Origin of the sequence: Cognatitamlana onchidii, assembly GCF_004804355.1 — a bacterium.
Classification (GTDB): domain Bacteria; phylum Bacteroidota; class Bacteroidia; order Flavobacteriales; family Flavobacteriaceae; genus Cognatitamlana; species Cognatitamlana onchidii.
Genome location: NZ_SRWZ01000003.1, coordinates 132,639 through 158,313, shown reverse-complemented (window position 1 = coordinate 158,313; position 25,675 = coordinate 132,639). Strand labels below are relative to the sequence as shown.

The window sequence follows — 25,675 nt, the reverse complement described above, 5'->3', positions numbered from 1 at the left end:
AAGAAAAATAGTTTTAACTTTAAACAGTAATTATGAGAAGAAGTAAATTTTCACCGCAACAGATTGCAAAGATTTTAAAAGAGTTCGACAATGGTAAAAGTGTCGATGAAATTAGCCGAGAACACGGTGTAAGTTCTGCGGCTTTTTACAAGTGGCGTTCCAAATATGCAGGAATGAATTCTAAGGAACTAAAAAGACTCAAGGAGCTTGAAGAAGAAAACCGTAAGCTTAAACAGATGTATGCTACTCTGGCACTTGATCATCAAATGGCTAAGGAGATTATTAAAAAAAAGCTATAAAGCCCTGCCGTAAAAGAAGCATCACGAAAGAACTTATTCATTACGGCATTAGCAGGGCGTGCCGTGTCTTAGGGATGAGTAAGAGTGTCTATTACTACAAGCCATTGCCCAAGGACGATACAGCTATAGAACAGGCTTTACAACAAAAAGCAAAAGATCATTCAGAAGAGGGATTTTGGAAGGCCTATAATCGCTTAAGAGAGGAAGGTAAACCCTGGAATCATAAAAAAGTGCATCGTGTTAATGTAGCATTAGGACTTCCATTGCGAAGAAAGGTTAAGAAACGTCTGCCTGCTAGAGTTAAAGAGCCTTTAGAGGTTCCAAATGAAATGAACCATACTTGGAGTATGGATTTTATAACAGATGTCTTAGATAACAAGAAACGCTTTAGGGCATTGAATATCATTGATGATTTTAATAGAGAGGCACTTCATATTGAAGTTGATTATTCATTAACGAGTAATCGTATTGTTTGGGTACTGAACCATTTAATTAATAAAAAAGGGAAGCCTCAACGAATACGAATGGACAATGGTCCAGAGTTTATAGCACATATCACAAATGATTGGAGTCAAATGCACGAAATAGAGTTTAAGTATATTCAACCAGGTAAACCCACACAAAATGCATTTATAGAACGCTTTAATGGTTCTTACAGACGTGGGGTTTTAAACAAATACATTTTTGAAGACCTACATCAAGTACGTGAGCAAACTCAAATCTGGATGGATGATTATAACCATAACAGACCACATGATAGCTTGGGGAAAATATCACCCGTGAAATATGCAAAGCTCAATTCCTCTGGGGCTAGCCCCAGAGGAATTAAAAACAAATTAAATAACGTAATTTTGGAAAACTAAGCAGTTCTAATTAAGGGAAGCTTACAATTCATCTGAATATTATTTTAAACTCAAACAATTGTGATATTTAAAAACATCTTTTTGGTATAAACATTTCTTAAACCTATCAAGAGAGTTTTTCTCCAATAAAAAAAATAATAATTTCAAAAGATTTTCAGGATTTGACTTTGTAAAACAAATTTTTAATTAAAACTTAAATCTATTTTAACGTATTATATTCCTCCAAAATTGCTTTCCACAAATAGCTTTGCTCATAGCGTTGACGTATGCGCTCTCTCGATCTGTTTCCCATGTTTTGAGCTTCAACTTTATTATTTAATAAACTAAGCATGCCTTGATAAAGGGCGTTAGTGTTTTTTGGAGGAATAATAATGCCTGTATGATTGTTTTCTATAATTTCGTTGCAACCATTAATATCAGAGACAACACAAGGAAGCCCCATGGATCCTGCCTGCATCACTACATTAGGAAAACCTTCTCTATAACTTGGAAAAGCTAGAGCATCTGCTATGGCTAAATAAGGTCTTACATCATTAGCCCAACCAATCTCAATAATGTCCTTGTCGGATTTTATTCGATGTATTGTTTTTGGCAATAGAGGGTCAAGGGTTTCCTCAAATATACCAACCAAAACAAGCTTAATATGATTTTGATGGTTTTTTAGCTTTATAAAGGCGCTAATTAATTCATTAATTCCCTTATCTCCAACTAGTCTGCCAACAAATATAAAGGTAAAATCACGTGATTGAATATTTAGCTTATTTCTCAGTATTACTTTATCTTTATCAGCATACAATGCAGGGTTAAAATAATTGGTGTTAATGCCGTTTGAGCTACCATTACCTATTACTTTGAGTTTTTTCTTAGTAGTAAACTTGTTGTTTAATATAATGTCCATTAACCCATAAGAATTAGGGTATATCATCGTGGCGCAGCTATAGGTAAGAGTTTCAACTGTGTTTAAAACAAAACGTTTAAAACCTGTGGCTTCTACAAGTGGTAAGCCTGCAATGGTATGAAGCCTATGCGGTACACCGGCCAACCAAGATGCAACCATGCTTAATGTGCCTGCTTTTGGGGTGTGAGAGTGCACTATAAAAGGTTGTTCTTTTTTAAAAACCTTATAAAGTTTCCAAACAGCTTTAATATCCTTAAAGGGCGTGATTGTTCTGGTCATTTCCACAGCATGCACTTTTATGCCTTCTTGTTCAGAGAGCTTTTGTAATAAGCCATTGGGACCATATGAACTCACACCAATGATTTCATAATATGTTGACATATACTTCAGTTGTCCTTTCAATAACCCGCCCAAGGAGCCAGGAACTGTGGTCACTCTTATAATTTTTTTTTTCATAAAGACCTACTATCAGTTTTTTAGTGGTATGAATACATATTTTAAAGTGTAAATAAACTAATAAATTTTTAACATTTATGGGTTAGTTGAAGATATTAATGGTGTGACGTGTCAAATACTGTTAAACATGATCATTAGAAAATGAATATTTAGTATTTGTATACCTTTTTGTAGAACGAAATATTATTTAGCAAATACTTATATGACAGTAAGTTACCAAATGTTATTAACAATGGGCTTCATTAATAAGTATATTATTTAAATTTGCTTTCGAAAAAAATGGGGTTGAGGAAAACCAAAATGAAAAAAAGTTCGTATATGTCTTTAAATTGTTAAAAGCCAAACTTTTAATCGTAAAAAAGCAACATTTAATCGATGTATTCGATTTAATCATTGCTATTCGTCGAATAAATACGATTTTAGGCGATTATTTTAAAAAATTTAATATAATATTGAACAAGTTTAACTCCCCCAAATTTTGATTTTATGAAAAAGATATTTATTTACATGCTGATTTCTTTCATACTCGTTTTTAGCCTTACTGTTACATCTTGTAATAAGGAAGAATTATTTATTGAACCGACTACCGAAGTGGTTGAGAAAGAAGAAAAGGAAGAAGAAAGCGATGATAAGAACAATGCTGATGATACAGGTGAAACAGTAGATAATAGTTTGCCCTGTGAATTTTCTTTAAACAATTTAAAGCCCAATACAACAGTAATTATTGACTGCTTTTTAGACTTAGAAGGAAAAATAGTAAACCTACCGCCCAATGTTAATATAGAATATGATGGAGGTGAAATTATTAATGGAACGCTTAATCTCTCTGAGGGCACTGTAATAGAGGGTGAGCTTTTAAATGATGGTTTGTCTTTGGAGGGGGCAAGCCCTCAATTGAAAGATCCTACATTTAAATTTGTTCCAAGTAGATGGGGAATTGTTGAGGGTTTAGTTTCAGATGCCGTAGCGATGAATAATAAGAATTTGCTAAATGACATTATGAAGAAAACTAAGTCCATGGGAATAAAAACATTCCAAATAGATGAGATGGATGCCTATTTTAATGTTCACGACCCTAATAATAATTCCAGCCCTGTAGAACAAGCCTTGAGAATTCCTGGTAATTTCAATTTTGTAATGACTGAGAATACTCATCTAAGAGTGCAACCAAATGCTCATTATGCAACTACATTGATTTCAGTGTATATGGAATCAAATGTGGTAATAGAAGGAGGGTATTTACATGGAGAGCGCGATAACCATAATTATTCCTCTGGAGGCACACACGAATGGGGACACTTATTAACATCTAGGGGAAGTGTTAATTTGACAGTTAGAAATGTCGTTATGATGGATGGAACAGGTGATGGATTAACTGTTCAAGGGGAATATCATGCAACTGACCCAAGATATGCTCCTACAAGAAATCTTTTAGTTGAAGGTTGTACGTTCATAAGAAATAGAAGAAATAATGTTTCAATTACTTCATGTGATGGTGTTGTTATTGATGATTGCGAGTTTATAGATGCAGGTATACATACAGGAAAGTCTCAAGGAACACCACCTAGTTTAGCTCTAGATGTTGAGGCTTTGAAGCCTAATGAACTTGCAGTAAATATTCTTATTAAAAATTGTAAAGAAAGTGGTAGTCGTAGAGGAGGATTTCTTGTTGCAATAGGAGATTTCGTTACTATAGAAAACACTTATTCTGAATCCGGTATTTCTCTGGCAAGTGCTTCTAATTGTGTTGTAAGATATAACGAAGTTGTTGCCGTCACCGATATTTCTAAGTCGAATGGTAGTGGCTTAAATTGTGGACGAGCTGATAGAGGAGATTTGGTTCATGGAAACAGGGTTTACGGTAATACTGTTAATGGTTTCGCAACTGGTATTACCATGTCAAATACAGATTTAGAAGTATATGAGAATAAAATTTTAAATTGTAAAAACGGCATTGCTTTGGGTAGTGTAAATAACGCTAAGGCATATAAAAACATAATCAATAGTAATCGACTCGATAGTGATGGAATCTATGGTAACACTACAAATGATGTTTTAACACTATCTGATAACAATATTAACGTAACTAGATTTCCGTTAAGACTACAAGGTTTAAATTCACAGACAAAAACAAATAAAATTGTATTCAGCAAGAATGTTTTAGAGGGAGGAAAGGCTTCTTTGTTCAGTGAAGCTCATGGTATTGACTTCCTTGAAAACAAATTTTATAACGGAATGTTGTTTTTTGACTGTACCAATATTAATTTGTTCTCAAATTCGATTACCTCAGATAGTGGACCAGCCATTTATTTGAGAAATGTGAATTCTAATATTGTTATGAAGGACAATATTAGTGCTACGTCAAACTCGGAGTGTATTGTTGTTTTAAGTTCTAACAATATTAATACAATTGTTGACCAAAACAATTCGTGTAACTAAAATATTATTAGATCATTCATGATTAAAATAAAAAGAGTAGTTTGTTTTTTTCTGCTCTTTTTATTTTAAACTTGTTTTATAACTTTTGCAGGTATCCCTCCAACAATACAATTAGAAGGTACGTTTTTATTTACAACCGCCCCAGCGGCAACAATACTTCTTGAGTTTATCGTAATACCTGATAGGATACGACATCCTGAAGCAATCCATACATCATCTTTTATTAGTACTGATTTTTTTGGAGCAGGATTGTATTTGATAGGCGTGTTTTGATCTTCCCAGGTATGACTGGTGGTCATAATAGTGGTTGCATGAGCAATCGATACATCATTACCAATATCAAGGACACCACTGCCATCTATATAACACATGGAGTGAATACTTATATTATTACCAAAAGATATGGTCTTAATAGATTTTAAGAATACTCCCTCGTGAATAGAAACATTGTCACCGCATGATTTTGCCAGATTTTTTAACATTATAAAACGTATAAGTAATCCAATATTTCCACTTATATTTCTGCTCATCACAAAAAATCTCTTGTTGATGCTGTAGGGAATAACCCGATTCAAAGCGACAAGCAAATTAATTAATCCTTTGATTTTTTTTATACGATCTCTTCCTGTTGGTTTCATGTTTAATATTTAATCTTTTTGCATTACGCCTTTTTTTGTCGTGTTCATAATATAGAAGTATAAAACAAGCCCAAATGGTATGGCGAAGAAAGTCATTAATTTTTTAGGGGATTCAAATAGAAATCTCCAGTTCTTTATCATAATACTGCTGGAAACATAATGAATAGCATTTTTAAAACGCTCTTTAAACGTATAAGAAAACTTCATACGTTGCTTACGTTCGTGAGCAAACCCTCGCGGATGTCTTTTATATTGTTTAAAAATATTCAAACTAGAACCGTCTGCCATATATTCGACATTACAAAACACTTCATTAAAACATAAGAGCCAATAGTCCTGGTCAATAAGCATATATTTATATCCCAGAGGAACAAAACGTTCTTCTTTAAAGATAGGATATTCGGGGTATTTTTTGATAATATCAGTGCGGTATACAAATTTCTTGTCTCCAATAACACCGTACTTGCTTTTTAACTGATAGTACTTGCATTCTCTTAGTCCGTCAGGAAAAGACGTTCCAATAATCTTACCCTCTCTGTCAATATCAAGGCCTAAAATTCCCGCATATTTTTCACCACCATAAGTGTCCCAAAGATTCAGTATTTTTTCAATGGCATCATCAGGCATAAAGTCATCAGAGTCCACGCACACATTCAATTCGGTCTTTATATTCTTATACGCTGTATTATGGGCACCATGCATCCCTTGATTTTCTTGATATAGATATACAATATCAATTTTATTTTCGGCAATCCAAGATTGTACTAGATCTATAGTCCCGTCTGAGGAACCATCATCTACAACCATCCATACGAAATCCAGATTACTTTGTCTTACAAGACTTTCATAGCATTGTCCAAGACAATAGGCTCTGTTAAATGTGGGGGTAAAAACAGTTATTCTTTTCATTTTTTAATGTTTATCGGCGTAGTAAATAAAATACATAAAGTACGTGAAGGAAAAGTATAGCATCAATACCCGCCCTATAATTAAGTTTTGATTTTGATAAAGGCGTTGTCTTAACAGGGGATATATAATGATAATACCCATCATAAACCATGATATATAGGCAAAGCGATTAGAAAAATTAGCGCGAATTACCAAAATCCAAAATGAGTTTGCTATCAAATAAATACTGAATAATCGGTTATAATAAATATCTACAAATTTTTTCTTAAAAATAAAATACCAGCCTGCAAAGACAGCAAAACCACTATAAAACAAAAAATCCCATCGAAACCCTAGGCTTTCAAATTTCTCGTCTTTTGAACCTGATAGATAAGCCCCTAACCGATCATCAGCAAAGCCCAGACTCGAAAATAACTCGATCCATATACTTCCTAATGTTAATGACAAGGGTATTGTTAAAAACCATAGCTTCAAGTAGGTTTTAGGGTTGTCATGAAATAGCGTTATAATATAAGCCAGCGTTGGTAATAATAATGTTTTATGAAACATACTAGCAATAATCATGCATGTTATCATTACCATTCTTTTATTGTTGTAAGCAAAAGCGAGTAAAAAAAATGACGTCGCTATACCATTTCGAATGCCGTTAACGCCATAAGCCCAGAATGAAAACGAAATGATAAACATAATAAAAGAATAAAACCAATATTTTTGAAAGAACTTTTTCGATATAACATACATGGGGTAGATATATAAAAAGGCACATAATAAAAAGAACATATTGGGAGAGAAAATTTGGGAACAAAACTTCATAAATAGATGAAACCAAATATCACTTTTAACTATAATTGGCATGCCATGGGCATATCGATTATAGTGTGAGGCATAGGTCATCATATCAGTAAATATACCATGTATTGGTCTCAGACCCATATAAATAATAGAAAATACAAGGCATAAAATTCCAAAAAAATTAAGATACTTTATATTCTTCGGGTCATCCATTCTTAGCAATACTGTATGTAGAGTTGTAAATAATATAACAAATAACAGAAAGTTAATGTAATAAGTATAGTAAAGTTCTACTGGAAAAAAATCTATCATAAAATAGGAGCCATTTTATTTATTGAACTTATTCACAATTGAGTCACAAAGAGCTTTAGTAAAGTCCACTCCTCCATATTTATCTAAATGATTCCCGTCATAGGTTTTATATACTCCTGAACTTTTAGAAAAATCAATATAATCCACTTCTGATTTTTTAGAAATTTCTATTATATCTTTGTTAAATTGTTCCCAATATACATTTTCTATTTCCAAAATTTTTGTGTCAATAGGCAATCTTAAAAAGACCACATCTCCATGGGCATCCAAAAGCATGGCCAGTTCTTTCAGGCTGTCTAATCTAAATTGCGACTTTTTCCATTGTTCAGAAAAAGATTCATAGATGGATATTTGTTTTTCTTTCCACAAATTTAGTGTTGTATCATCCTTTGGTAAATTAGATTCTTCCAACCAGCCATCTTTATGCATTTTGGAACTTCTTCGAATAATGGCTTTGAAATGAAAATAATTAAAATTCTTTAAAAGGTATTCAAAATTTGGATTATGATCAACAAATGTCATATTATGAGGCGGCATGTTTTCTTCAAAAAACTCACCTTTCGTTTCATCAAAACCAGGCCTAGATGATAGTACCCAGGGGTTAACAGTTATAATAAATAATCCGTTTTTAGTATTGAGGTCAAGCTTTCTCCTAATACTTTCAGCATATGAAGGGCCATAGGCAATTTGAGAAATAGTAAAGCTATAATTAGTCATTGGAAGTTCATAGGTATCCTGTTTGAAGTAATCATCAATTACCCTTGGTTGAATCCCCTGCATACTTCTGGAGTCGCCCAAGATAAACGAGCTCGATTTTGGAGTAGTGAATTTTTCATAAAAGTAATCCACATATCCGCCACAAGTTATCAAGATGATAGTCGTAATACTGGTAACCAATATAAAAAACAACAAAGATTTAAGTAAAAATGTTTTCATTTAGAATTGAAAATAAATAAACGATTGCGATTGCGCCCCAAATATCAGGATAATACAAAATAATATTGCGTATAAACTCCAACGTATCGCGGTATATTTTAAATTAGACAAAGCCAACCCATGTTTTTCTTCTCTTTGAAGCCACTCAACGAATACCAAAATAACTATAAAAATAAATGGTTTTAAATCAATTCGCGGATGCCCAAGCAAGGAACTTGAAAAAATAGCTTTAATATACCCAATAGCCTTGCTTACGGTTTCTGCTCTAAAAAACACCCATGCCAGAAGGGTTATTGCAAATGTAAAAGCTATTTGAAATATTTCTTTAACATTAACAAATAAACGCCCTTCGGCAACACCATTGGTATATTGTCTATTCTTTTTTAAAAGCAAGAGCGGTAAAAAATATAGGGCATTGAGTGCTCCCCAAATAATAAATGTCCAATTGGCTCCATGCCAAAAACCACTAACGATAAATATTATGAAGGTATTTCTAACTTTCATCCAAGTGCCCCCACGGCTACCTCCTAAAGGTATATAAAGATAATCTCTAAACCATGTAGATAATGAAATATGCCATCTACGCCAAAATTCTGCAATGTCTCTCGAGAAATAAGGAAAAGCAAAATTTTGCATAAGATTAAACCCAAATAATCTGGCAGTACCTATAGCTATATCTGAATACCCTGAAAAATCGCCATAGATTTGAAAGGCAAAGAAAATAGTGCCTACTACCAGGGCACTGGAATTTACCTCTGTATAATTTTCAAAAACCTGATTCACAATTATGGCGCAGTTATCTGCGACAACAATCTTTTTAAACAAACCCCATAGTATTTGGCGCAGGCCATCAGCCGCTTTCTCATAACTAAAAGTCCGCTTTTTATAGAATTGAGGCAATAAATTAGTAGCACGTTCAATAGGACCGGCAACCAACTGCGGAAAAAAGCTAACATAAGCAAAGAAAGCAATAGGGTCTTTTGTGGCTTTAAGTTTATCCCTATAAATATCAATGGTGTAACTCATAGTCTGGAAAGTATAAAAACTAATTCCAACGGGCAGTATAATATCAAGCGTTAACGCATCGAGCTGATAGCCAAACTTGGCAAATGCTTCAGAGAGAGAGTTTGAGAAAAAATTAAAATATTTAAAAACCCCTAAAAACCCAAGGTTTACGGCCATACTAAGGATTAGCCATAATCTGCGTTTAGATTTTTCAACGTTTTTTTCAATACGTAAGCCACAGCTATAATCTAAAATAGAACTAAAAACAATTAAAGACAAAAACCGCCAATCCCACCATCCATAAAATGTATAACTAGCAAATAATAATAGTAAATTCTGTACTTTTAATTTTTTATTAAAAACAAACCAGTACAGTAAAAAGACTGTTGGTAAAAAAACTAAAAACTCAAAGGAATTAAATAACATTATTATACTTTATTAATTATTTTAGATAGGCTTCGGTTACTTTTTCTATATCAAATTTTGATAGTAAAGCTGATTTGTTTTGCACTAACATATCTTTATATACATTTGAGCTCAAAACTGAGGTTAAAGCTTCAGCAAATAGCTCTTCCTCAATTGTAAAATTATCATTATCAGGAATGCCCAATTGACCTTTAAAAAGATTAGGCGTTACAATACCAGATTCCATGGTCACATTCTCATAGATCTCATTGTAGTTATCGAAACTCATTAATTCTGTTATCCCTCTGGTACAAAAGGATGATACTATAGGGGTGCCAACACAAATAGATTCAACAATTACATTAGGTGTCCCTTCATAATGAGAGGAAAGCGCCAGTACTTTTGATACCGCTAGGTATTTATAAGGATTTTTTTTTCTTCCTAAAAATGATATTTTATCAGTGATTCCGAGTTTATCTACAAGATTTTTCAAATAGACTTCAACCTGGGGATCTCCATCTCCAATAAAAACCAGATTAGAGTTGGGCTGTGTTTTTAATACAATAGAAAAAGCTTTAATCAGGTGCCACGGCGATTTTTGAATTGATAAGCGTCCTAAAAACAGGATTGTTTGCCCCGTGAAGAGAGAAGACTCTTGCATATTGTCTATCTCTTCTTTCGCCAACCTATTAATTTCGCTTAAATTATGAGGGTTATATATAACCTTTAGTTTATCTTGAAATTTAAAACCACAATGTTTTACTAAATCTTCTTTGATATCCTTACTGATAGATACTACTTTATCCAAATACCTATAACTTGTTTTATAACTTAATTTAAAGAGCGAATTGAGCAATGATTTGCTAGTAAATTCGACGCTTTTCAGTGCATGAATACTCCCTATCTTATAATCTTTACTAAGGGTTAATGCGCTAAAGAAATTGGCCATATCTCCAAATGAAATACTGTGCGTTATTTCTTCTTTTTTTATAATTCTCCTGATACGTTTAGCTGCATTAAAATAAAAAGACAATCGCTTTAGTTTTGGCATGCCGTGAAAATCTACTTCACTTAAATAATACTCGTCCTCATCAAAATTTATGATATCAGTATCCAGCTTAATAAATTTTAAAGCCTTTACTTTATAACCTTTTAGTTTATAATGTTTATAAAAAGACAAAGCCAGACGTTCCATACCACCAACACTTCCATAGGGCATTATTAATAGTATATTTTTCATCAATTGTTTATGTTATTTAGTGATAAAAAAAGATTATGCCACATGGGAACTACTATTTCCGGTAAATAAGTCTTTGCTTTTATTCTGGCCTGTTCACTCATGTTTTGTCTCAACGCCCTATTCTCAATTAAAAGATTAAGTTTGTTAGTAAACTCAGTGATGTTACCGTTTTCTACTAAAAAACCATCGACTTCACTAGAAATAATATCTTTTGGCCCACAGGGGCAATTAAAAGATACACAAGGAAGTCCAAAAGCCATTGCTTCAATTAAAACCATGCCAAAGCCCTCTGACCGCGAAGACATAGCATAAATAGAAGCCTCTTTATACTTTTTATCTATATCCTTAACAGGCTTGTAAAAGTGTATATTATGATTAATTGCCAAGTTTTTAGCCAGTTTTAAATGTTTCTGTTGTCTGTCTATTTTTCCATATATCTCCAATTGCCAGTCCGGGTGTTTCTCTAGCACCATTTTCCAACTTTGTATCAATCTATCATAACCTTTTTGAAAACCGTGGTTGCCTACAGCAATGACTTTTTTATTCTTTAAATTTGATTTATCTATTGGGTAAAAGGATAAAGGGTTTGGGATTACCTTTAAATTATTGAGATTCCATTCATTTAAATTATCCTTGGTAAGTACTACAAAGGCGTCAAATCTGCGACCACCTATGTGCATTAACCAATGTAATACACCAAATTTGATTTTTTGTAGTATGCTGAGATAATCCTGTGCTTTAAAGATATTCTTGGAGGCATGTCTTTCATAAATTAAAGGACAATTTTTTCCAATAATATAAGGTACATAAAAACCTTTTAAGCCATCATCGCAAACTGAAATGATGTCTGGGCTTAATTCCTTGATTTTTGACTTTAACCCTGACACATAAGCCATAAAATACCTAAAAGGATTTCCTTTTGCAATGATGTTGTGGTACTTCAATTTACTACTAAACTCATAAAACAAAGGGCTATCATTCTGATTTAGGGTTATGATATGAACCTCATAACCTAGCTTATCAACCAAATAACTAGCTTTGATTGACAAGACACGTTCTAAACCACCAGATCCATTAATACCGTTTGTTATATATAGAATTTTCATTTTTAATACATTATTAAATATGGTGAAAACACCTTGCCACTAATTTAGCAGTAAATCATAAAAAGCTAGTAAAGACTTTTCTTTATCGTTATTTTTTAATTTTGACAATGCATCAACTATACGTTCTTTAAATTCTAGATTTTCAATATATATGCTGATATTATCGGCAATGGCATTGGCATTCATTTCACATATCAAACCTGTCTCATTATGTGTTATAATGGAAGAGGCCGTTGGAAAATTGGTAGAAACTATAGGTTTTTGTAAAATCGCTGCCTCAATTACAGTTAGGCCTAAGCCTTCAAATAATGAACTTTGAACATAAATGTCACAAGCTTTAATGAGTGGATAAGGGTTATCCCGATATCCTAATAAGTGAAAATCATTTTCAAGTTGATGATTTTTAATGGCATTTTCCAAAGTTGAACGTTCAGATCCTTCACCTATAACATACCACTTAAGCTTGACTCCTTTGTTTTTTAAGATACTACAAGCCTCAATTGCTAAATCCAAAGCTTTAGGTTTCGCTAATCTGCCAACAGTTAAAATATTAATACAGTCTTTACTCAGTACAATGTCTAATTTTTCCTTACTCATTTGTTTAATCAGAAGTTCATCAGATATATCTTTGATAATATCTGTATATAAGGATTTCCCGATTGATTTATTTGCTTCTGCAAAAGCAGATTCGTTTTCTTTGGATACACAAATAATTTTTTCGAAGCTTGTATAAAATTTGTAATCAAATTGAATAGCATATCCCGCCTTTTGATAATCAGTATTCAGCCATGCGAATTTCTTATCAGCATTGAGTTTTTGCGCTACATAATAAGTTGAAAATCCCTGATTATAGGCTATTGCAACATCATATTTTTTATTGAATGAAGAAATTAAATCTCCAAAGATACTCCAATATATTTGTGCATGGTGGTAGTTTTTGTCGTTTAGTATTTTTTTGATAATCCAGTACTTAAACCGACCGTATAGTTTGCGAGGAAAACTAATTCTTTGAAATGAAGTAGTGTAAATAATATTGATTTCTTTAGGAACAAATTTCTCAAATTCACCCCCTTTTCTAAACAAAATAAGATCAACCTCCATCTTGGAGTAGTCTAACAGGTTTAACAATGTTACTAAGCTCTTTTCAGCTCCTCCATGATACAACGATTCAATTATGAATGCAACTTTTTTCATACATTAGTTTAAGGCTTCGTCTAAAAATTTTTTAGAAATATCAATTGATCTGTTTATACTTTCATTAATGGTTTTATAAGATTCAATAGGTTGTAAAGAAGCCTCGTCAGCATTTGATTCATTAATCATTAAATGAGAAATACTCAAAAGAGATAATAAATCCCTCATACGTGTATTTATTTTTTCCTGTCTGTTAAAAACCAAAAACTGCTTCTTAAAAATTAAAGAAAAAGCTACGGCATGAAAAGAATTTGAAATTACCAGTTGAGCATTTGCTAATAATGATAAAAAATGTTCTGGCCCTTTTAACCAATAGTTAGAATCAGCATAATTAATGTTCTTATTAACAGTAAAAATCTTGAGCCTATTCTTACTTGCCAGTTTTAGGGCCGTTTTTTTAATTAATTCGTTACTGTCAAAATCGTATATCAAAATGTATTTCTCATTAATAGGAAAAACGAAATTATCAGACCAATACTCTTTATCCAATAGGAATACAGGATCCAGAACTTGTGTTGCTTGATCTATGTTTATTCTTTTTAGAATATCTAAGGCCGAAGTTTCTCGGACTGAAACATGATTTAAATGTTTGACTTTTTCTTCCACAAAGGGCTTCAAGTTATCTGCAATATCATCAATAGCAAAACTAGCAGCATAAGAGATTTTTAATTTGTCTTCTGGTACAAAATCTAAATAAAAAGCTGGATCCTTCCCGTTTTCAAATAATGAATTCCATATTTGATCACTGCCGCATATGTAAGCATCTGCTTCAGGTAACGTTGCCTTGAGTTCATGGTTTGATTGGTATAAACGCTTTCCTGATTTAATATGGTTTTCTGAAAAACGATCAAAAGCTTTCTTTCGTTTTAAGTCTCTTAACCTTACTGGTAGTTTTGCTAAAATATATGCTAGTTTTATTATCGGATTTTTTTTGTATCTATTATTTGAGATATTCCATAAACTTAGGTGTTTGTCTAAATATGGAGGTTTATAATGAATAGCTTCAGACTGATGCCCCAAGCTATCAAGATATTTTAATAAAGCATGTTCCTGTAAACTTGCTCCGTGATTATAAACTTCGTGGCACGTTATGGTTTTTATTTTCATTATTTAATATTTATTAATTCATTGAATTTTCTTAAAGATGCCTCTTTGTGATTATTCTTTTTTCTAGATAGATTACTGTAACTTTGTTGATTAAATCAGAGTTAATCAAAAAATCAAATCCATGTTTTACATATCATAATCCAATAAATTTAATAATGTGCATTGTAGCGATTCTATGACAAAACAATATTTTTCAAATTTTATTATAGTATTTGTTTATAAACTCATCTGAAGAAATGTAGAAATCTTCTATTCTTTCTTTGACTAGCCGATCTTCCCAGTGCCACCAACAAATTCTATTAAGTTTGTAAATATTTTCTTCGCTGTACTTTAACTTTATTAATTTGGCAGGTGAACCAGCGACAACTGCATAGTCAGGCACATCTTTTGTTACTACTGAATTAGCACCAATAGTTGCTCCATTTCCAATAATAACGCCAGGCATAATTAACGCACCCATGCCAATCCAAACATCATTGCCTATGGTAATGCCTTCCTTTTGTTTTACTTGATTTAGAATGCTTTTATATTTACTTGAATCTTTCCTCAATAGCTCTTCTTTGAAAAGATTGTTGAATAATGGAAAGTTAGTCACATTAGGTGCAGTATGGTACCCCTCATCAACTATAAATCTTACATTATTTGCGATACTGCAATACTTACCTATTTTAAGTTTTGCATCTGTCCACCTCCAAACTAAAGCACCGTTATCATATGTTTTTTTTCCTATTTTAGTATATCTATCATTCTTTAGGAAAACATAATCGTGGATTTTTAGGGTTTGATTATAATCAATACCTAATATTCTCCAAAGTATCTTTCGAATAGTAGTTGTCATGATTTTCTATTAAAAATTTTAACAAAAGTTTTAAGAAACAAGTTTTTCTCGTACTCATTCATTCCAATTTTATATATTACTAGAGCAAATATGACAGCATACAAATTACACTTTAAAGTAAAATTTAGCCAGCCTGCACCTGGTATTAATTTAAATAAATAGCCAAATATCAAAATAATAATGAAAGCGACTAAAGTTCTTTGAAACAATTCTCTGAAAAACCTCAGCATATTTAATTTTAGTATCTTATAATAAAAATAATTCATTACATTTTGCGCAAAAAACCAGCCAATTATTGTTCCAGAAATCATTCCAATACTCTTATAGTTTAGTGCTAAAAAATAGCCTATAACTGTACCAACAATCATAAATATTAAATAGGTAATTGACTTAAATGCTACTTTATTTTGGGCCTCGATTAAAGCTCCTGTAAACCCCTGTACTAATGGAATAGTATAAGCTAACATAATGACCAAAGCAATAAGCCAAGAATCAAAATAAGAATTTCCTACCCATAAAAAAACAAATTGCTTCCCGTACAGCATAAATGCTCCCAAAATAAAAAGAAGTGAAATAAAAGACACTCTGCCTATTTTGATCATCATATCGGTTAATTCTTCATGGGATGAATTGTTAACTGTCATCTGGGTAGCTCTTGGTAAAAATACACTTGTTATGGCGGAAGAAAAGGCTCCATAATAACCACCCAACATAATTCCAATAGCATAAATAGCCAAAATTTCGGGAGTGCAGATTTTGCCTAGTATAATATGACCAACTTTCCATTGGAATTGCGCCACTATTCCATAAACAAAAATCCAAATTGAATAACTGAAAATATGTTTTAGAAAAGTTTTACTGAAACTATGAAGTTTAATTTTTACTTTAAGCCTATAATGGATATAATAAAAAAAAATTATTATTATTATTAAGTTGAATATCGAATCAATCAAGACTAAAGCAATAGCTTTACCCCCAGCAAGAAGAACGATAACCACAACCAACGATCTGATTATGTAACGGATAATATTTAGCGATTTTGGAAAAACAAATTGTTCATAACCGTAACAAATTGCTTGAAAACTGCCTCCAGGTATTCCAATTGAAAGATTGAAAATTAATAAAATAAATATCGTTTTTGCAGTTTTTATTTCATGAGCATCCATTTTGGTGAAGAATGATTCAATATATCTGTAAAATATAATTCCAATCACAATAATCGCGATTGAAATCATCACGTAAATCAGCATCGTTGTCGCTAAAAATGTCTCTTCACCCTTTCGATCTTTTTCTGCTCTGTATTTTGCTACAAATCTTACTATAGTATTATTTAAACCTAGGTCTAAAAGAGAAATTGTGCCAACTAACGCCCCAATGACGGTGTAGACACCGTATTCAGCATCTCCAAGTGATTTCAATATGAAAGGTGTAAGTAGAAGTCCAACGACATTAGTTAATATAATGGTTGCATAATTAAGAAAAGCCCCTTTCTTTAATTGACTCAAGATAGCTGATTTTTAGTTAAAATTATTTATTACAATCTTCCATTTATTACTCCACTAAGAACACCTTTAACATCATATAAAACGCCATTAGGATTTAATACGGATTCTAAATTTTCATCTAAAAACTCCTTATGGGAAACAATAAGTACGACAGCATCAAACTTGCTGTTTGGTAATACATTGAGAGTTGATAAGCCATACTCATGTTCAACTTCAACAGAGTTAGCCCATGGATCATAAATCGTTACATTAGTTCCATAGGATTTAAGTTGATTAATAACATCAACAGCCTTAGTATTTCTAACATCGGGACAATTCTCCTTAAACGTTACCCCAAGCACTAAAATATTAGCATTCTTTATTTGGATGTCATTTCGAATCATTAATTTAATCACCTCGGATGCCACATATTGCCCCATACCATCATTAACACGTCTTCCAGCAAGGATTATTTCAGGGTGGTATCCAACTTCCTGAGCTTTTTGCGCTAAATAATAAGGATCTACACCAATGCAATGCCCACCTACAAGACCTGGCTTAAATGGTAAAAAATTCCACTTTGTTGCCGCTGCCTCCAGTACAGCATGTGTATCTATTTCTAAAAGATTAAAAATTTTAGCCAATTCGTTAACAAAGGCAATATTAATATCGCGTTGTGAGTTTTCAATAACTTTAGCTGCTTCGGCAACCTTTATAGTAGGAGCAAGGTGAGTGCCTGCTTCTATCACACTATTATATAAAGCATCCACCTTCTTACCAATATCAGGAGTGGAACCAGCTGTTACTTTTAGTATTTTTTCTACAGTATGTAGTTTATCGCCTGGATTAATTCGTTCTGGAGAGTAACCTGCATAAAAATCTGTATTAAATTTAAGTCCGCTTGTTTTTTCTAAAATAGGTACGCACTCATCTTCTGTTACCCCAGGATAAACGGTAGATTCGTAAATTACGATATCTCCTTTTTTCAGAACTTTTCCAACAGTCTCGCTCGATTTATACAACGGTGTTAAATCTGGTCTATTATTTTTATCTATGGGCGTTGGCACCGTAATAATATAGCAGTTAGAATCCTTGATATCTTGGATATTAGACGAACAATACAAACCTTTATTAGAATCGTCAGTATCTTTTAATACAGCCTTTAAAACGTCATCTTCAACCTCCAACGTCGTGTCTTTACCTTGTTGTAATTCACTAATTCTCTTTTCATTAATATCGAAACCAACTACTGCATATTTTGTAGCGAACAAACGAGCCAAAGGCAAGCCTACATACCCTAAGCCTATAATAGTTATTTTTTTTATTTCCATGGTATTTTATTGTCCAATTGAAGCATATTTAAAGCCTATTTTTTGCATTTCTGATTTATCCAGAATATTTCTACCATCAAAAATAAAAGCAGGCTTTTTCATTTCTTTGTATATTTTTTTCCAATCATAGCGTTTAAATTCATCCCATTCTGTCATTATAGCCACAGCATGAACATCTTTTAAAGCTTCATAGGGTGTTTCAGCGGCTCGAATCAATTTGCTGTTTTCCGCTTCAGATCTTGTGTTCAAATAATTCAAATCTTGTTGTATTTTTTCATTCGAAACTTTAGGATCATAGACCGTAATAATTGCTTGTTCGTTCAAAAGGTAATCTGCAACATATATGGCTGCGGATTCTCTAGTATCGTTTGTGTCTTTTTTAAAAGCCCAGCCTAAAAATCCAATTTTTTTTCCTGAGACGGTATTATAGAGCGTACTAATTAGATTATCTGCAAAACGTTTTTTTTGATGATCGTTTAGTGTTATAACCTGTTCCCAATAATCTGCCACCTCCTCCAAATTATAACTTCTAGCAATGTATACTAGATTCAATATGTCTTTTTGAAAGCAAGAGCCACCAAAACCAACTGATGCTTTTAGGAATTTAGAACCAATTCTAGAATCCATCCCAATGGCTTTTGCTACTTCATTAACATTGGCTTCTGTCTTTTCACATAATTCTGATATCGCATTGATTGAAGAAATACGTTGTGCTAAAAAAGCGTTTGCAGTAAGTTTGGATAACTCGGAGGACCAAACATTCGTCCTTAAAATCTTCTCTTGAGCTACCCAACTACCATATATAGTTGCTAAATGCTCTATAGCCTCTTCAGACTCTCCACCAATGAGTACCCGGTCAGGGTTTAATAAGTCATTTATGGCAGTTCCTTCTGCTAAAAATTCTGGATTCGATAATATATCAAACTTCACATCGCTTCCCGTATTATCTAAGATACTTTTTATAGCCTGCGCGGTTCTAACAGGTAATGTGGATTTTTCAACGACTATCTTATCAGACTTTGCAACATCGGCGATGTTTCTTGCACAAAGTTCAACATATTTTAAATCTGCTGCCATACCTTTTCCTTTTCCATAGGTTTTGGTAGGTGTGTTTACAGATATAAAGATCATTTCAGATTCATTAATTGCCTGATCTATATTAGTAGAAAAAAACAAGTTTTTACCTCTGGTTTCTTTAACTATTTCAGCTAAACCAGGCTCGTAAATTGGCAATTTAGAAGCGTCTGAATCATTCCATGCATCTATTCTTTTTTGGTTTATATCTACAATGGTTACTTTTATGTTTGGATTTTTTTTTGCAATAACAGCCATAGTAGGACCACCAACGTAACCAGCACCGATACAGCATATTTTGGTTATTTCCATTTTTTTTCTATAAGTGTTTCCAATACCAGCTAATAGCTTCTTCTAAGCCTTTATCAATATTGTATTTAGGGTTGTAGTTCAATAATTTTTTTGCTTTGTCAATTGATGCTAATGAATGGGGGATATCGCCAACTCTATTGTCACGATGTTTAATCGAGATTCCTTGAATGGATTCATCAAAGTTAGAAAGATGTTTTTTAAGAGAATCTGTTAAATCTAATAATGTCGTTCTTTCTCCATAGGCCACGTTATATACTGTATTTAATGCTTCTTGATTTTCTGTTGTTAAGGCAAGTATGTTCATTTGAACCACATTATCTATATACGTAAAATCCCGAGAATAACTACCATCACCGTTTATAATCGGTGACTTATGATTTATAAGCTGTTTAACAAAAAGAGGAATAACAGCCGCATAAGCCCCGTTTGGATCTTGTCGACGACCAAATACATTAAAATAGCGCAAACCAATGGTATCTAACCCATAGGTTTTTTGAAATATATCAGCATAAAGTTCATTTACATATTTTGTAATCGCATATGGAGAAAGTGGTTTTCCAATAACTTCTTCGACCTTGGGTAAGGCTTCATGATCGCCATATGTTGAAGAACTAGCAGCATACACAAAGCGCTTTACACCAGCATCACGAGCGGCCACCAACATGTTTAAAAACCCAGAAACATTAACATCATTTGTTGTTATCGGGTCTTTAATCGATCTTGGGACAGACCCCAAGGCAGCTTCATGCAAAACATAATCCACATCGTTACATGCTTCATGACAGTCTTTTAGATTTCTAATATCACCCTCTATCAGTTTAAAATTATTATCATCAAGAAAAGGTAGTATGTTTTCTCTCTTACCTGTGGAGAAATTATCTAGACAAACCGTTTTAACTTTATTAACAAGTAATGTTTCACAAAGATTTGAACCTATAAAACCGGCACCTCCTGTAACCAGTACAGTCTTATTTTGTAGATGTTCGAACATTTAATTGGGGTTTATTCATAATAGCTTCTGCAAATATTAAAAATAATTGCTTAAAACCATATTTTATTATACTAAATGAATGTTTTGAACGATAAAGATCATTTCGCGCTATTATAAAATTAAACTGTGTAATAGCCCTTATACCAATCTATAAACTTCTTTACGCCTTCCTCTATAGATGTGTCTGGGTGGTAATCATAATCTCTTATCAAGTCATCGACATTAGCCCATGTACGCTCAACATCCCCAGGTTGAATTGGAAGCATACTCTTCTTAGCTTCCTTACCTAAATTTAACTCTATCTGCTTAATAAAATCAAGTAATTTTACCGACTTATTATTTCCTATATTATAAATCTTATAAATTTCTTTTCTATCCCGCCTTAGCATAACGGGTGTATTAATAACGCGAACAATACCTTCTGCAATATCGTCAATATAAGTAAAGTCACGTTCCATATTTCCGTAGTTATAAACTTTAATAGTTTTGTTTTTCACAATGGCATCGGTAAACAAAAACATAGCCATATCTGGTCTTCCCCAGGGTCCGTATACGGTAAAAAAGCGTAGACCCGTTGTTGGGATATTAAATAGGTGACTGTACGTGTGGGCCATGAGTTCATTACTCTTTTTTGTTGCAGCATACAAACTTATCGGATTATCTACATTATCTTTAGTGGAAAAAGGTACGTTCTTATTCAATCCATATACACTTGAACTACTGGCATAAACTAGATGCTTTATATTAAAGTGTCTGCAACATTCAAGTAAATTCAAAAAACCAACAACATTCGAATCAACATAAGGCTCAGGGTTCTCCAGGCTATATCTTACACCCGCTTGAGCAGCAAGATTACAAACAATATCAAAATTTTTATCTTTAAACAGTTGCGGGAGTGTTGTGCGATTGTCCAAATTCATTTTTACAAATGAAAAATTGGAATAACTAGCACTTTTATATACCTGATTAAAAGCAACAGTATTATCAATAACCCCTAATTCTTTCAGTCTAGCAAGTTTCAAGTTTACGTCATAATAATCATTGAGGTTATCGAGGCCTACAACTTTAAAGCCTTGTTTTAATAAAAGCCTAGTAACATAAAACCCTATGAAGCCCGCTGCACCTGTAACAAGAACTTTCTTATTATGATTTTTTTCGTTTTGAAAAGCCATGAGCAGGTATTATTAGTAGTAGTTTTAATCGTTTCGCAAATATGTGAAATTAAATTGTAAAAAATCAAGGATATATACTAAGTTTTTGTTTTTACCGATAAACTTGAGGGTATTGCAAGAAGTGTCGATAAAATGTATGTCTTGCTTCAGCAAGTATTGTTGTATAAATGTCATTATTGCACAATTAACTTTTATGTGAATAAATCAATAATATAACTTTATTTAAAAATCACATAATCAATGTTTTATGTTTTTTTGACTTTCAAAATTTCATTACTTATAAGATTATAACTTTATGCAGAGCCGAATAAAACAATTAACAACCTTAAAGATAGCTCCCTTACAATTCACCCAAATAGTGCGAAGCACATACTTAACCAGTGTATTTAATATGCCTTAGTAAATTTCGATTATCGGTCTTTTTTACCTTTATGCAAAATATGGCATGTATTTAACCGAATTTAACCATGCTTTTAGCGAATTATAAGTTAAGAAGATCTCATGGATTAAAACAATTATTAAATTTACAGGGTGAAAACAAAATTGAATTGATTAATAGCATATTAATTTAATTGTATTTAAGCTTTAAAAATTATTTAAAACTCTCAAATTATATCAAGATTGTTGATATCGTTTTTTTAAAGGTTAGATATGGGTATTTGTTATAAAAAGCAATTGATTTTGTTTTATGTTTAGAGGGAAAAATAAAATTACCAAAGATATTTTGATAAATCTAGGATTGAGTGAAAGAACTCGACAGATGGGTCATGTCGTAAAGTAACAAAAACTAATGCTAACGAAAACTAAGATATACTTATCATCTCCTCACATGGGAGGTTCAGAACAAAAATTTGTAAATGAAGCTTTTGATACAAATTGGATTGCTCCTTTAGGCCCCAATGTTATCGGTTTTGAGCAAGATTTAGAAAGGTTTTTAGGAGAAGGAGCGCATGTAGCCGCGCTAAGTTCGGGAACAGCTTCTATACATTTAGCACTGGAGCTATGCGGTGTTTCGCGAGGCGATGAAGTTTTATGCCAAAGTTTTACATTTTCTGCTTCGGCTAATCCAATTACATATCTTGGAGCTAAACCAATATTTATTGATAGTGAAAAAGACACCTGGAATATATGTCCAGAACTGCTTGAGTTAGCGATAAAGGATCGAATTGAAAATCATAAAAAACCAAAAGCTATAATAGCTGTTCACTTATACGGAATGCCTTACAAGGTTAAAGAGATAAATGCTTTATCGGCTAAGTATAATATACCAGTAATAGAGGATAGTGCTGAAGCTTTAGGCAGCACTTATTTTGGGAAAGCCTGTGGAACCTTATCAAAATATGGTGTTTTATCCTTTAATGGAAATAAAATTATTACAACCTCTGGAGGAGGTGCACTTATAGCACATAATGAAAACGATAAAGACAGAGCTGTGTTTTTAGCTACGCAAGCGCGCGATAAGGCTGCTCATTATCAACATACTAATATTGGTTACAATTATAGACTTAGCAATGTTTTAGCAGGCATTGGAAGAGGGCAAATGGAGGTTTTAGGTAAAAGAGTTGAGGCAAGAAGATTTAATTATGAGTTTTATAAAGCAGCTTTATCCGATATATCATCCATAAGGTTTTTAGATGAGCCAAATGGCATGTTCTCTAATAGGTGGATTACTTGTATCCTCACTGAGTCCTTTGAACAAAGAGAGCAGATTCGTTTACTATTACAACAAGATGAGATTGAGTCCAGGCCTTTATGGAAACCCATGCACATGCAACCTGTTTTTAAAGACAATACCAGTTATACTAATGATGTTTCAGCAGATTTGTTTGAAAAAGGACTTTGTTTGCCTAGTGGTTCTAATTTAACAGAGAATCAACTTCAAAGAATTGTTGATTTAATAAGAAAAACCTCAAATTTATGATGAACAAGTACTTTACACTTATAACGCAAAAATACGCCTCCAAATGGCTTGTTTTTGCGATAGATTTAAATATTATAATATTTACTTTTTTACTTGCATATTTAATAAGGTTTAATTTTACTTTAAATTTTGAGTTGACCCATTTTATATTGCAAATACCGTTTCTTATGGTAATTGCTTCGTTTAGTTTTCTTTTAATTGGCTCTTTTAAAAGTGTTATAAGACATACTGGATTTACAGATGTTGTAAATCTATTTAAAGCGGTCGGCTTGATGACTATATTATGTACCCTGTTTGTACTATTAAATAGAATATTTAATGTTGTGCCTAGTTTTACTATTCCGCTTTCTATTCTTATTATGCATGCTTTGTTGAGTTTTGTTTTGCTTAGCGCAAGTAGACTTGCTTTTAAAATGATTTACAAGCATTTAAAATGTAAAATTAATGCTGTGAAACGCGTTTTGATTTACGGTGCAGCAGACTCAGGAATAATTACTTACAATGCCCTTATTAACAATACTAATTTGGCTTATGATGTTGTGGGCTTTATTGACGACAACCCATTAAAAAAAGGAAAAAAAATAAATGGTCTTTCTATTTTAAGTAGCAAACAGATTTCATTGGAGTTTGCCATCAAAAATAAACTAGAAGAAATTATTGTAGCAACTCAAACATTAGCTCCAGAACGATTATTGAGTCTAGTTGATTTATTAGAAGGAAGTAATATAAAAATTACCAAGATACCGCCTGTAGAGGAATGGGTGCAGGGCGAATTGAATACTAAACAAATAAAAAATGTTCAGATTGAAGATTTATTAGGCAGAGCACCCATTGAGATAGACAATCCTAACTTGTATAATGAATTTAGAGGAGAAACAATACTAGTAACAGGTGCTGCAGGCTCCATAGGAAGTGAAATTGTAAAACAATTATCCAATTTAGATGTTAAGCAACTCATATTAGTTGATCAAGCAGAATCTCCTTTGTATGATGTTCAACAAGATTTAAAGCGCTCAGGAAAATTCAATTTCAAAGCTATTGTTGCCGATATAAGAGATGGATTGAGAATTGACGCTATTTTTCAAGACTACAAGCCAAGTATGGTCTTTCATGCTGCGGCATATAAACATGTGCCGTTAATGGAACAAACGCCATATGAAGCTATTAAGATTAATGTTAATGGTACTAAATTGCTAGCCGATACCGCCTCCAGATATAATATAAAGAAATTTGTATTTGTTTCTACTGATAAAGCTGTAAATCCAACTAGCGTTATGGGGGCAACAAAGCGTATGGCTGAAATGTATATCACATGTCTTCAAAAAGAGAGTAAGACCAAGTTTATAACGACTAGATTTGGAAATGTTTTAGGTTCTAATGGCTCTGTAATTCCTTTATTTAAAAAGCAAATTGAAAATGGAGGACCACTAACATTAACTCATAGGGATATTACTAGGTACTTTATGACCATACCTGAGGCATGCCAGTTAGTTTTGGAGGCAGGCACTATGGGCAAAGGAGGTGAATTATTTATTTTCGATATGGGCGAATCGGTAAAAATATTTGATTTAGCGAAAAACATGATTAAGCTGTCTGGGTTAAGATACCCAGAAGATATTGATATAAAAATAACTGGATTGAGACCAGGAGAAAAGCTATATGAAGAGTTATTGGCTAATGGAGAAAACACATTGTCCACATATCATAAAAAAATTATGATTAGCAAAACAAGAGAATTAGAGCATGCCAAGGTTAAGGCCGATATAGAAGAATTATGTATCACGAATCGTTTTCAAAACAATAATATTGTTATGAAAATGAAACGGTTAATCCCAGAATATAAGTCCAATAATTCTAGTTACGAAAAATTTGACAAACGTGTTCAAATCTATAAAAAGGCTAAAGGCTTAACGCAGTCTAGTGTTGAAAAGAATTATGGTAACATCTAATTAA

At 32.7% G+C, this 25,675-nt stretch carries 19 protein-coding genes and 1 pseudogene; 4 read left to right on the top strand and 16 right to left on the bottom strand.

The window, feature by feature from the left end; genetic code table 11:
* Positions 1-32 precede the first annotated feature (32 nt).
* Positions 33-1,162 (top strand): IS3 family transposase gene (locus tag E5D58_RS06970; RefSeq protein WP_136481129.1). Its coding sequence is split into 2 segments (ribosomal slippage): positions 33-285 and positions 285-1,162, totalling 1,131 coding nucleotides; the frame shifts between segments, so codons are not numbered across the junction.
* Positions 1,163-1,361: 199 nt separating this feature from the next.
* On the opposite strand, the gene E5D58_RS06965 is transcribed toward E5D58_RS06970, so the two are convergent.
* The gene (locus E5D58_RS06965; RefSeq protein ID WP_136481128.1) at positions 1,362-2,516 is read right to left on the bottom strand and encodes a glycosyltransferase family 4 protein; all 1,155 of its coding nucleotides are present in this window, start codon (positions 2,514-2,516) and stop codon (positions 1,362-1,364) included.
* A gap of 486 nt (positions 2,517-3,002) precedes the next feature.
* On the opposite strand from E5D58_RS06965, the gene E5D58_RS06960 reads away from it, so the two are divergent.
* Complete coding sequence (locus E5D58_RS06960) at positions 3,003-4,955, top strand: right-handed parallel beta-helix repeat-containing protein (RefSeq protein WP_136481127.1); 1,953 nt, start codon at positions 3,003-3,005, stop codon at positions 4,953-4,955.
* A 65-nt stretch (positions 4,956-5,020) separates the two neighbouring features.
* Here E5D58_RS06960 and E5D58_RS06955 read toward each other — a convergent pair whose 3' ends face one another.
* The 15 genes and pseudogenes from E5D58_RS06955 to E5D58_RS06885 form a co-directional block, all read right to left on the bottom strand.
* The gene (locus E5D58_RS06955; RefSeq protein WP_205660305.1) at positions 5,021-5,485 is read right to left on the bottom strand and encodes an acyltransferase; all 465 of its coding nucleotides are present in this window, start codon (positions 5,483-5,485) and stop codon (positions 5,021-5,023) included.
* Between the two features lie 117 nt (positions 5,486-5,602).
* Positions 5,603-6,502: a glycosyltransferase family 2 protein gene (locus tag E5D58_RS06950; protein ID WP_136481125.1), complete on the bottom strand. Its 900-nt coding sequence runs from the start codon at positions 6,500-6,502 to the stop codon at positions 5,603-5,605.
* Between the two features lie 3 nt (positions 6,503-6,505).
* Positions 6,506-7,606 (bottom strand): EpsG family protein, encoded by a 1,101-nt coding sequence (locus tag E5D58_RS06945; protein ID WP_136481124.1) that lies wholly within the window; start codon positions 7,604-7,606, stop codon positions 6,506-6,508.
* A 15-nt stretch (positions 7,607-7,621) separates the two neighbouring features.
* On the bottom strand, positions 7,622-8,542 hold the full coding sequence (locus E5D58_RS06940) for a hypothetical protein (protein WP_136481123.1): 921 nt from the start codon (positions 8,540-8,542) through the stop codon (positions 7,622-7,624).
* Positions 8,543-9,973, bottom strand: coding sequence for an MBOAT family O-acyltransferase (locus E5D58_RS06935; protein WP_136481122.1), 1,431 nt, complete (start codon positions 9,971-9,973; stop codon positions 8,543-8,545).
* Between the two features lie 16 nt (positions 9,974-9,989).
* The gene (locus E5D58_RS06930) at positions 9,990-11,192 is read right to left on the bottom strand and encodes a glycosyltransferase (protein ID WP_136481121.1); all 1,203 of its coding nucleotides are present in this window, start codon (positions 11,190-11,192) and stop codon (positions 9,990-9,992) included.
* On the bottom strand, positions 11,192-12,298 hold the full coding sequence (locus E5D58_RS06925; protein WP_136481120.1) for a glycosyltransferase family 4 protein: 1,107 nt from the start codon (positions 12,296-12,298) through the stop codon (positions 11,192-11,194). The genes E5D58_RS06930 and E5D58_RS06925 overlap by 1 nt, the downstream gene beginning before the upstream one ends.
* 39 nt (positions 12,299-12,337) lie before the next feature.
* Positions 12,338-13,492, bottom strand: coding sequence for a glycosyltransferase (locus tag E5D58_RS06920; protein ID WP_136481119.1), 1,155 nt, complete (start codon positions 13,490-13,492; stop codon positions 12,338-12,340).
* Between the two features lie 3 nt (positions 13,493-13,495).
* Entirely contained in the window at positions 13,496-14,599 is a 1,104-nt protein-coding gene (locus E5D58_RS06915; RefSeq protein ID WP_136481118.1) for a polysaccharide pyruvyl transferase family protein, read from the bottom strand.
* A gap of 193 nt (positions 14,600-14,792) precedes the next feature.
* Positions 14,793-15,083: pseudogene (locus E5D58_RS15220) on the bottom strand (CatB-related O-acetyltransferase); the annotation flags it as partial.
* A 350-nt stretch (positions 15,084-15,433) separates the two neighbouring features.
* Positions 15,434-16,942, bottom strand: coding sequence for a lipopolysaccharide biosynthesis protein (locus tag E5D58_RS06905; protein ID WP_136481116.1), 1,509 nt, complete (start codon positions 16,940-16,942; stop codon positions 15,434-15,436).
* Positions 16,943-16,971: 29 nt separating this feature from the next.
* Complete coding sequence (locus E5D58_RS06900) at positions 16,972-18,252, bottom strand: nucleotide sugar dehydrogenase (protein WP_136481115.1); 1,281 nt, start codon at positions 18,250-18,252, stop codon at positions 16,972-16,974.
* Between the two features lie 6 nt (positions 18,253-18,258).
* Complete coding sequence (locus E5D58_RS06895) at positions 18,259-19,638, bottom strand: nucleotide sugar dehydrogenase (RefSeq protein WP_136481114.1); 1,380 nt, start codon at positions 19,636-19,638, stop codon at positions 18,259-18,261.
* 7 nt (positions 19,639-19,645) lie between these two features.
* On the bottom strand, positions 19,646-20,629 hold the full coding sequence (locus tag E5D58_RS06890; RefSeq protein ID WP_136481113.1) for an SDR family oxidoreductase: 984 nt from the start codon (positions 20,627-20,629) through the stop codon (positions 19,646-19,648).
* Positions 20,630-20,748: 119 nt separating this feature from the next.
* Positions 20,749-21,801 (bottom strand): NAD-dependent epimerase, encoded by a 1,053-nt coding sequence (locus tag E5D58_RS06885; RefSeq protein WP_136481112.1) that lies wholly within the window; start codon positions 21,799-21,801, stop codon positions 20,749-20,751.
* A gap of 790 nt (positions 21,802-22,591) precedes the next feature.
* Between E5D58_RS06885 and E5D58_RS06880 the strand changes: the two genes are divergently transcribed.
* Together E5D58_RS06880 and E5D58_RS06875 are read left to right on the top strand one after the other, a co-directional pair.
* Positions 22,592-23,722 carry a DegT/DnrJ/EryC1/StrS family aminotransferase gene (locus E5D58_RS06880; protein ID WP_136481111.1) on the top strand — a complete coding sequence of 377 codons (1,131 nt, stop codon included), beginning with the start codon at positions 22,592-22,594 and terminating at the stop codon, positions 23,720-23,722.
* A complete protein-coding gene (locus E5D58_RS06875; protein WP_136481110.1) occupies positions 23,719-25,671 on the top strand; it encodes a nucleoside-diphosphate sugar epimerase/dehydratase in 1,953 nt (650 codons plus the stop codon). Before E5D58_RS06880 ends, E5D58_RS06875 begins: the two co-directional genes overlap by 4 nt.
* The last annotated feature ends 4 nt before the right edge of the window (positions 25,672-25,675 follow it).

Excerpts from the sequence above, each read along its gene's own strand:
- E5D58_RS06965 (WP_136481128.1), bottom strand. The coding sequence starts at position 2,516 with ATGAAAAAAAAAATTATAAGAGTGACCACAGTTCCTGGCTCCTTGGGC.
- E5D58_RS06960 (WP_136481127.1), top strand. The coding sequence starts at position 3,003 with ATGAAAAAGATATTTATTTACATGCTGATTTCTTTCATACTCGTTTTT.
- E5D58_RS06955 (WP_205660305.1), bottom strand. The coding sequence starts at position 5,485 with ATGAGCAGAAATATAAGTGGAAATATTGGATTACTTATACGTTTTATA.
- E5D58_RS06950 (WP_136481125.1), bottom strand. The coding sequence starts at position 6,502 with ATGAAAAGAATAACTGTTTTTACCCCCACATTTAACAGAGCCTATTGT.
- E5D58_RS06945 (WP_136481124.1), bottom strand. The coding sequence starts at position 7,606 with ATGATAGATTTTTTTCCAGTAGAACTTTACTATACTTATTACATTAAC.
- E5D58_RS06940 (WP_136481123.1), bottom strand. The coding sequence starts at position 8,542 with ATGAAAACATTTTTACTTAAATCTTTGTTGTTTTTTATATTGGTTACC.
- E5D58_RS06935 (WP_136481122.1), bottom strand. The coding sequence starts at position 9,973 with ATGTTATTTAATTCCTTTGAGTTTTTAGTTTTTTTACCAACAGTCTTT.
- E5D58_RS06930 (WP_136481121.1), bottom strand. The coding sequence starts at position 11,192 with ATGAAAAATATACTATTAATAATGCCCTATGGAAGTGTTGGTGGTATG.
- E5D58_RS06925 (WP_136481120.1), bottom strand. The coding sequence starts at position 12,298 with ATGAAAATTCTATATATAACAAACGGTATTAATGGATCTGGTGGTTTA.
- E5D58_RS06920 (WP_136481119.1), bottom strand. The coding sequence starts at position 13,492 with ATGAAAAAAGTTGCATTCATAATTGAATCGTTGTATCATGGAGGAGCT.
- E5D58_RS06915 (WP_136481118.1), bottom strand. The coding sequence starts at position 14,599 with ATGAAAATAAAAACCATAACGTGCCACGAAGTTTATAATCACGGAGCA.
- E5D58_RS06900 (WP_136481115.1), bottom strand. The coding sequence starts at position 18,252 with ATGGAAATAAAAAAAATAACTATTATAGGCTTAGGGTATGTAGGCTTG.
- E5D58_RS06895 (WP_136481114.1), bottom strand. The coding sequence starts at position 19,638 with ATGGAAATAACCAAAATATGCTGTATCGGTGCTGGTTACGTTGGTGGT.
- E5D58_RS06890 (WP_136481113.1), bottom strand. The coding sequence starts at position 20,629 with ATGTTCGAACATCTACAAAATAAGACTGTACTGGTTACAGGAGGTGCC.
- E5D58_RS06885 (WP_136481112.1), bottom strand. The coding sequence starts at position 21,801 with ATGGCTTTTCAAAACGAAAAAAATCATAATAAGAAAGTTCTTGTTACA.
- E5D58_RS06880 (WP_136481111.1), top strand. The coding sequence starts at position 22,592 with ATGCTAACGAAAACTAAGATATACTTATCATCTCCTCACATGGGAGGT.
- E5D58_RS06875 (WP_136481110.1), top strand. The coding sequence starts at position 23,719 with ATGATGAACAAGTACTTTACACTTATAACGCAAAAATACGCCTCCAAA.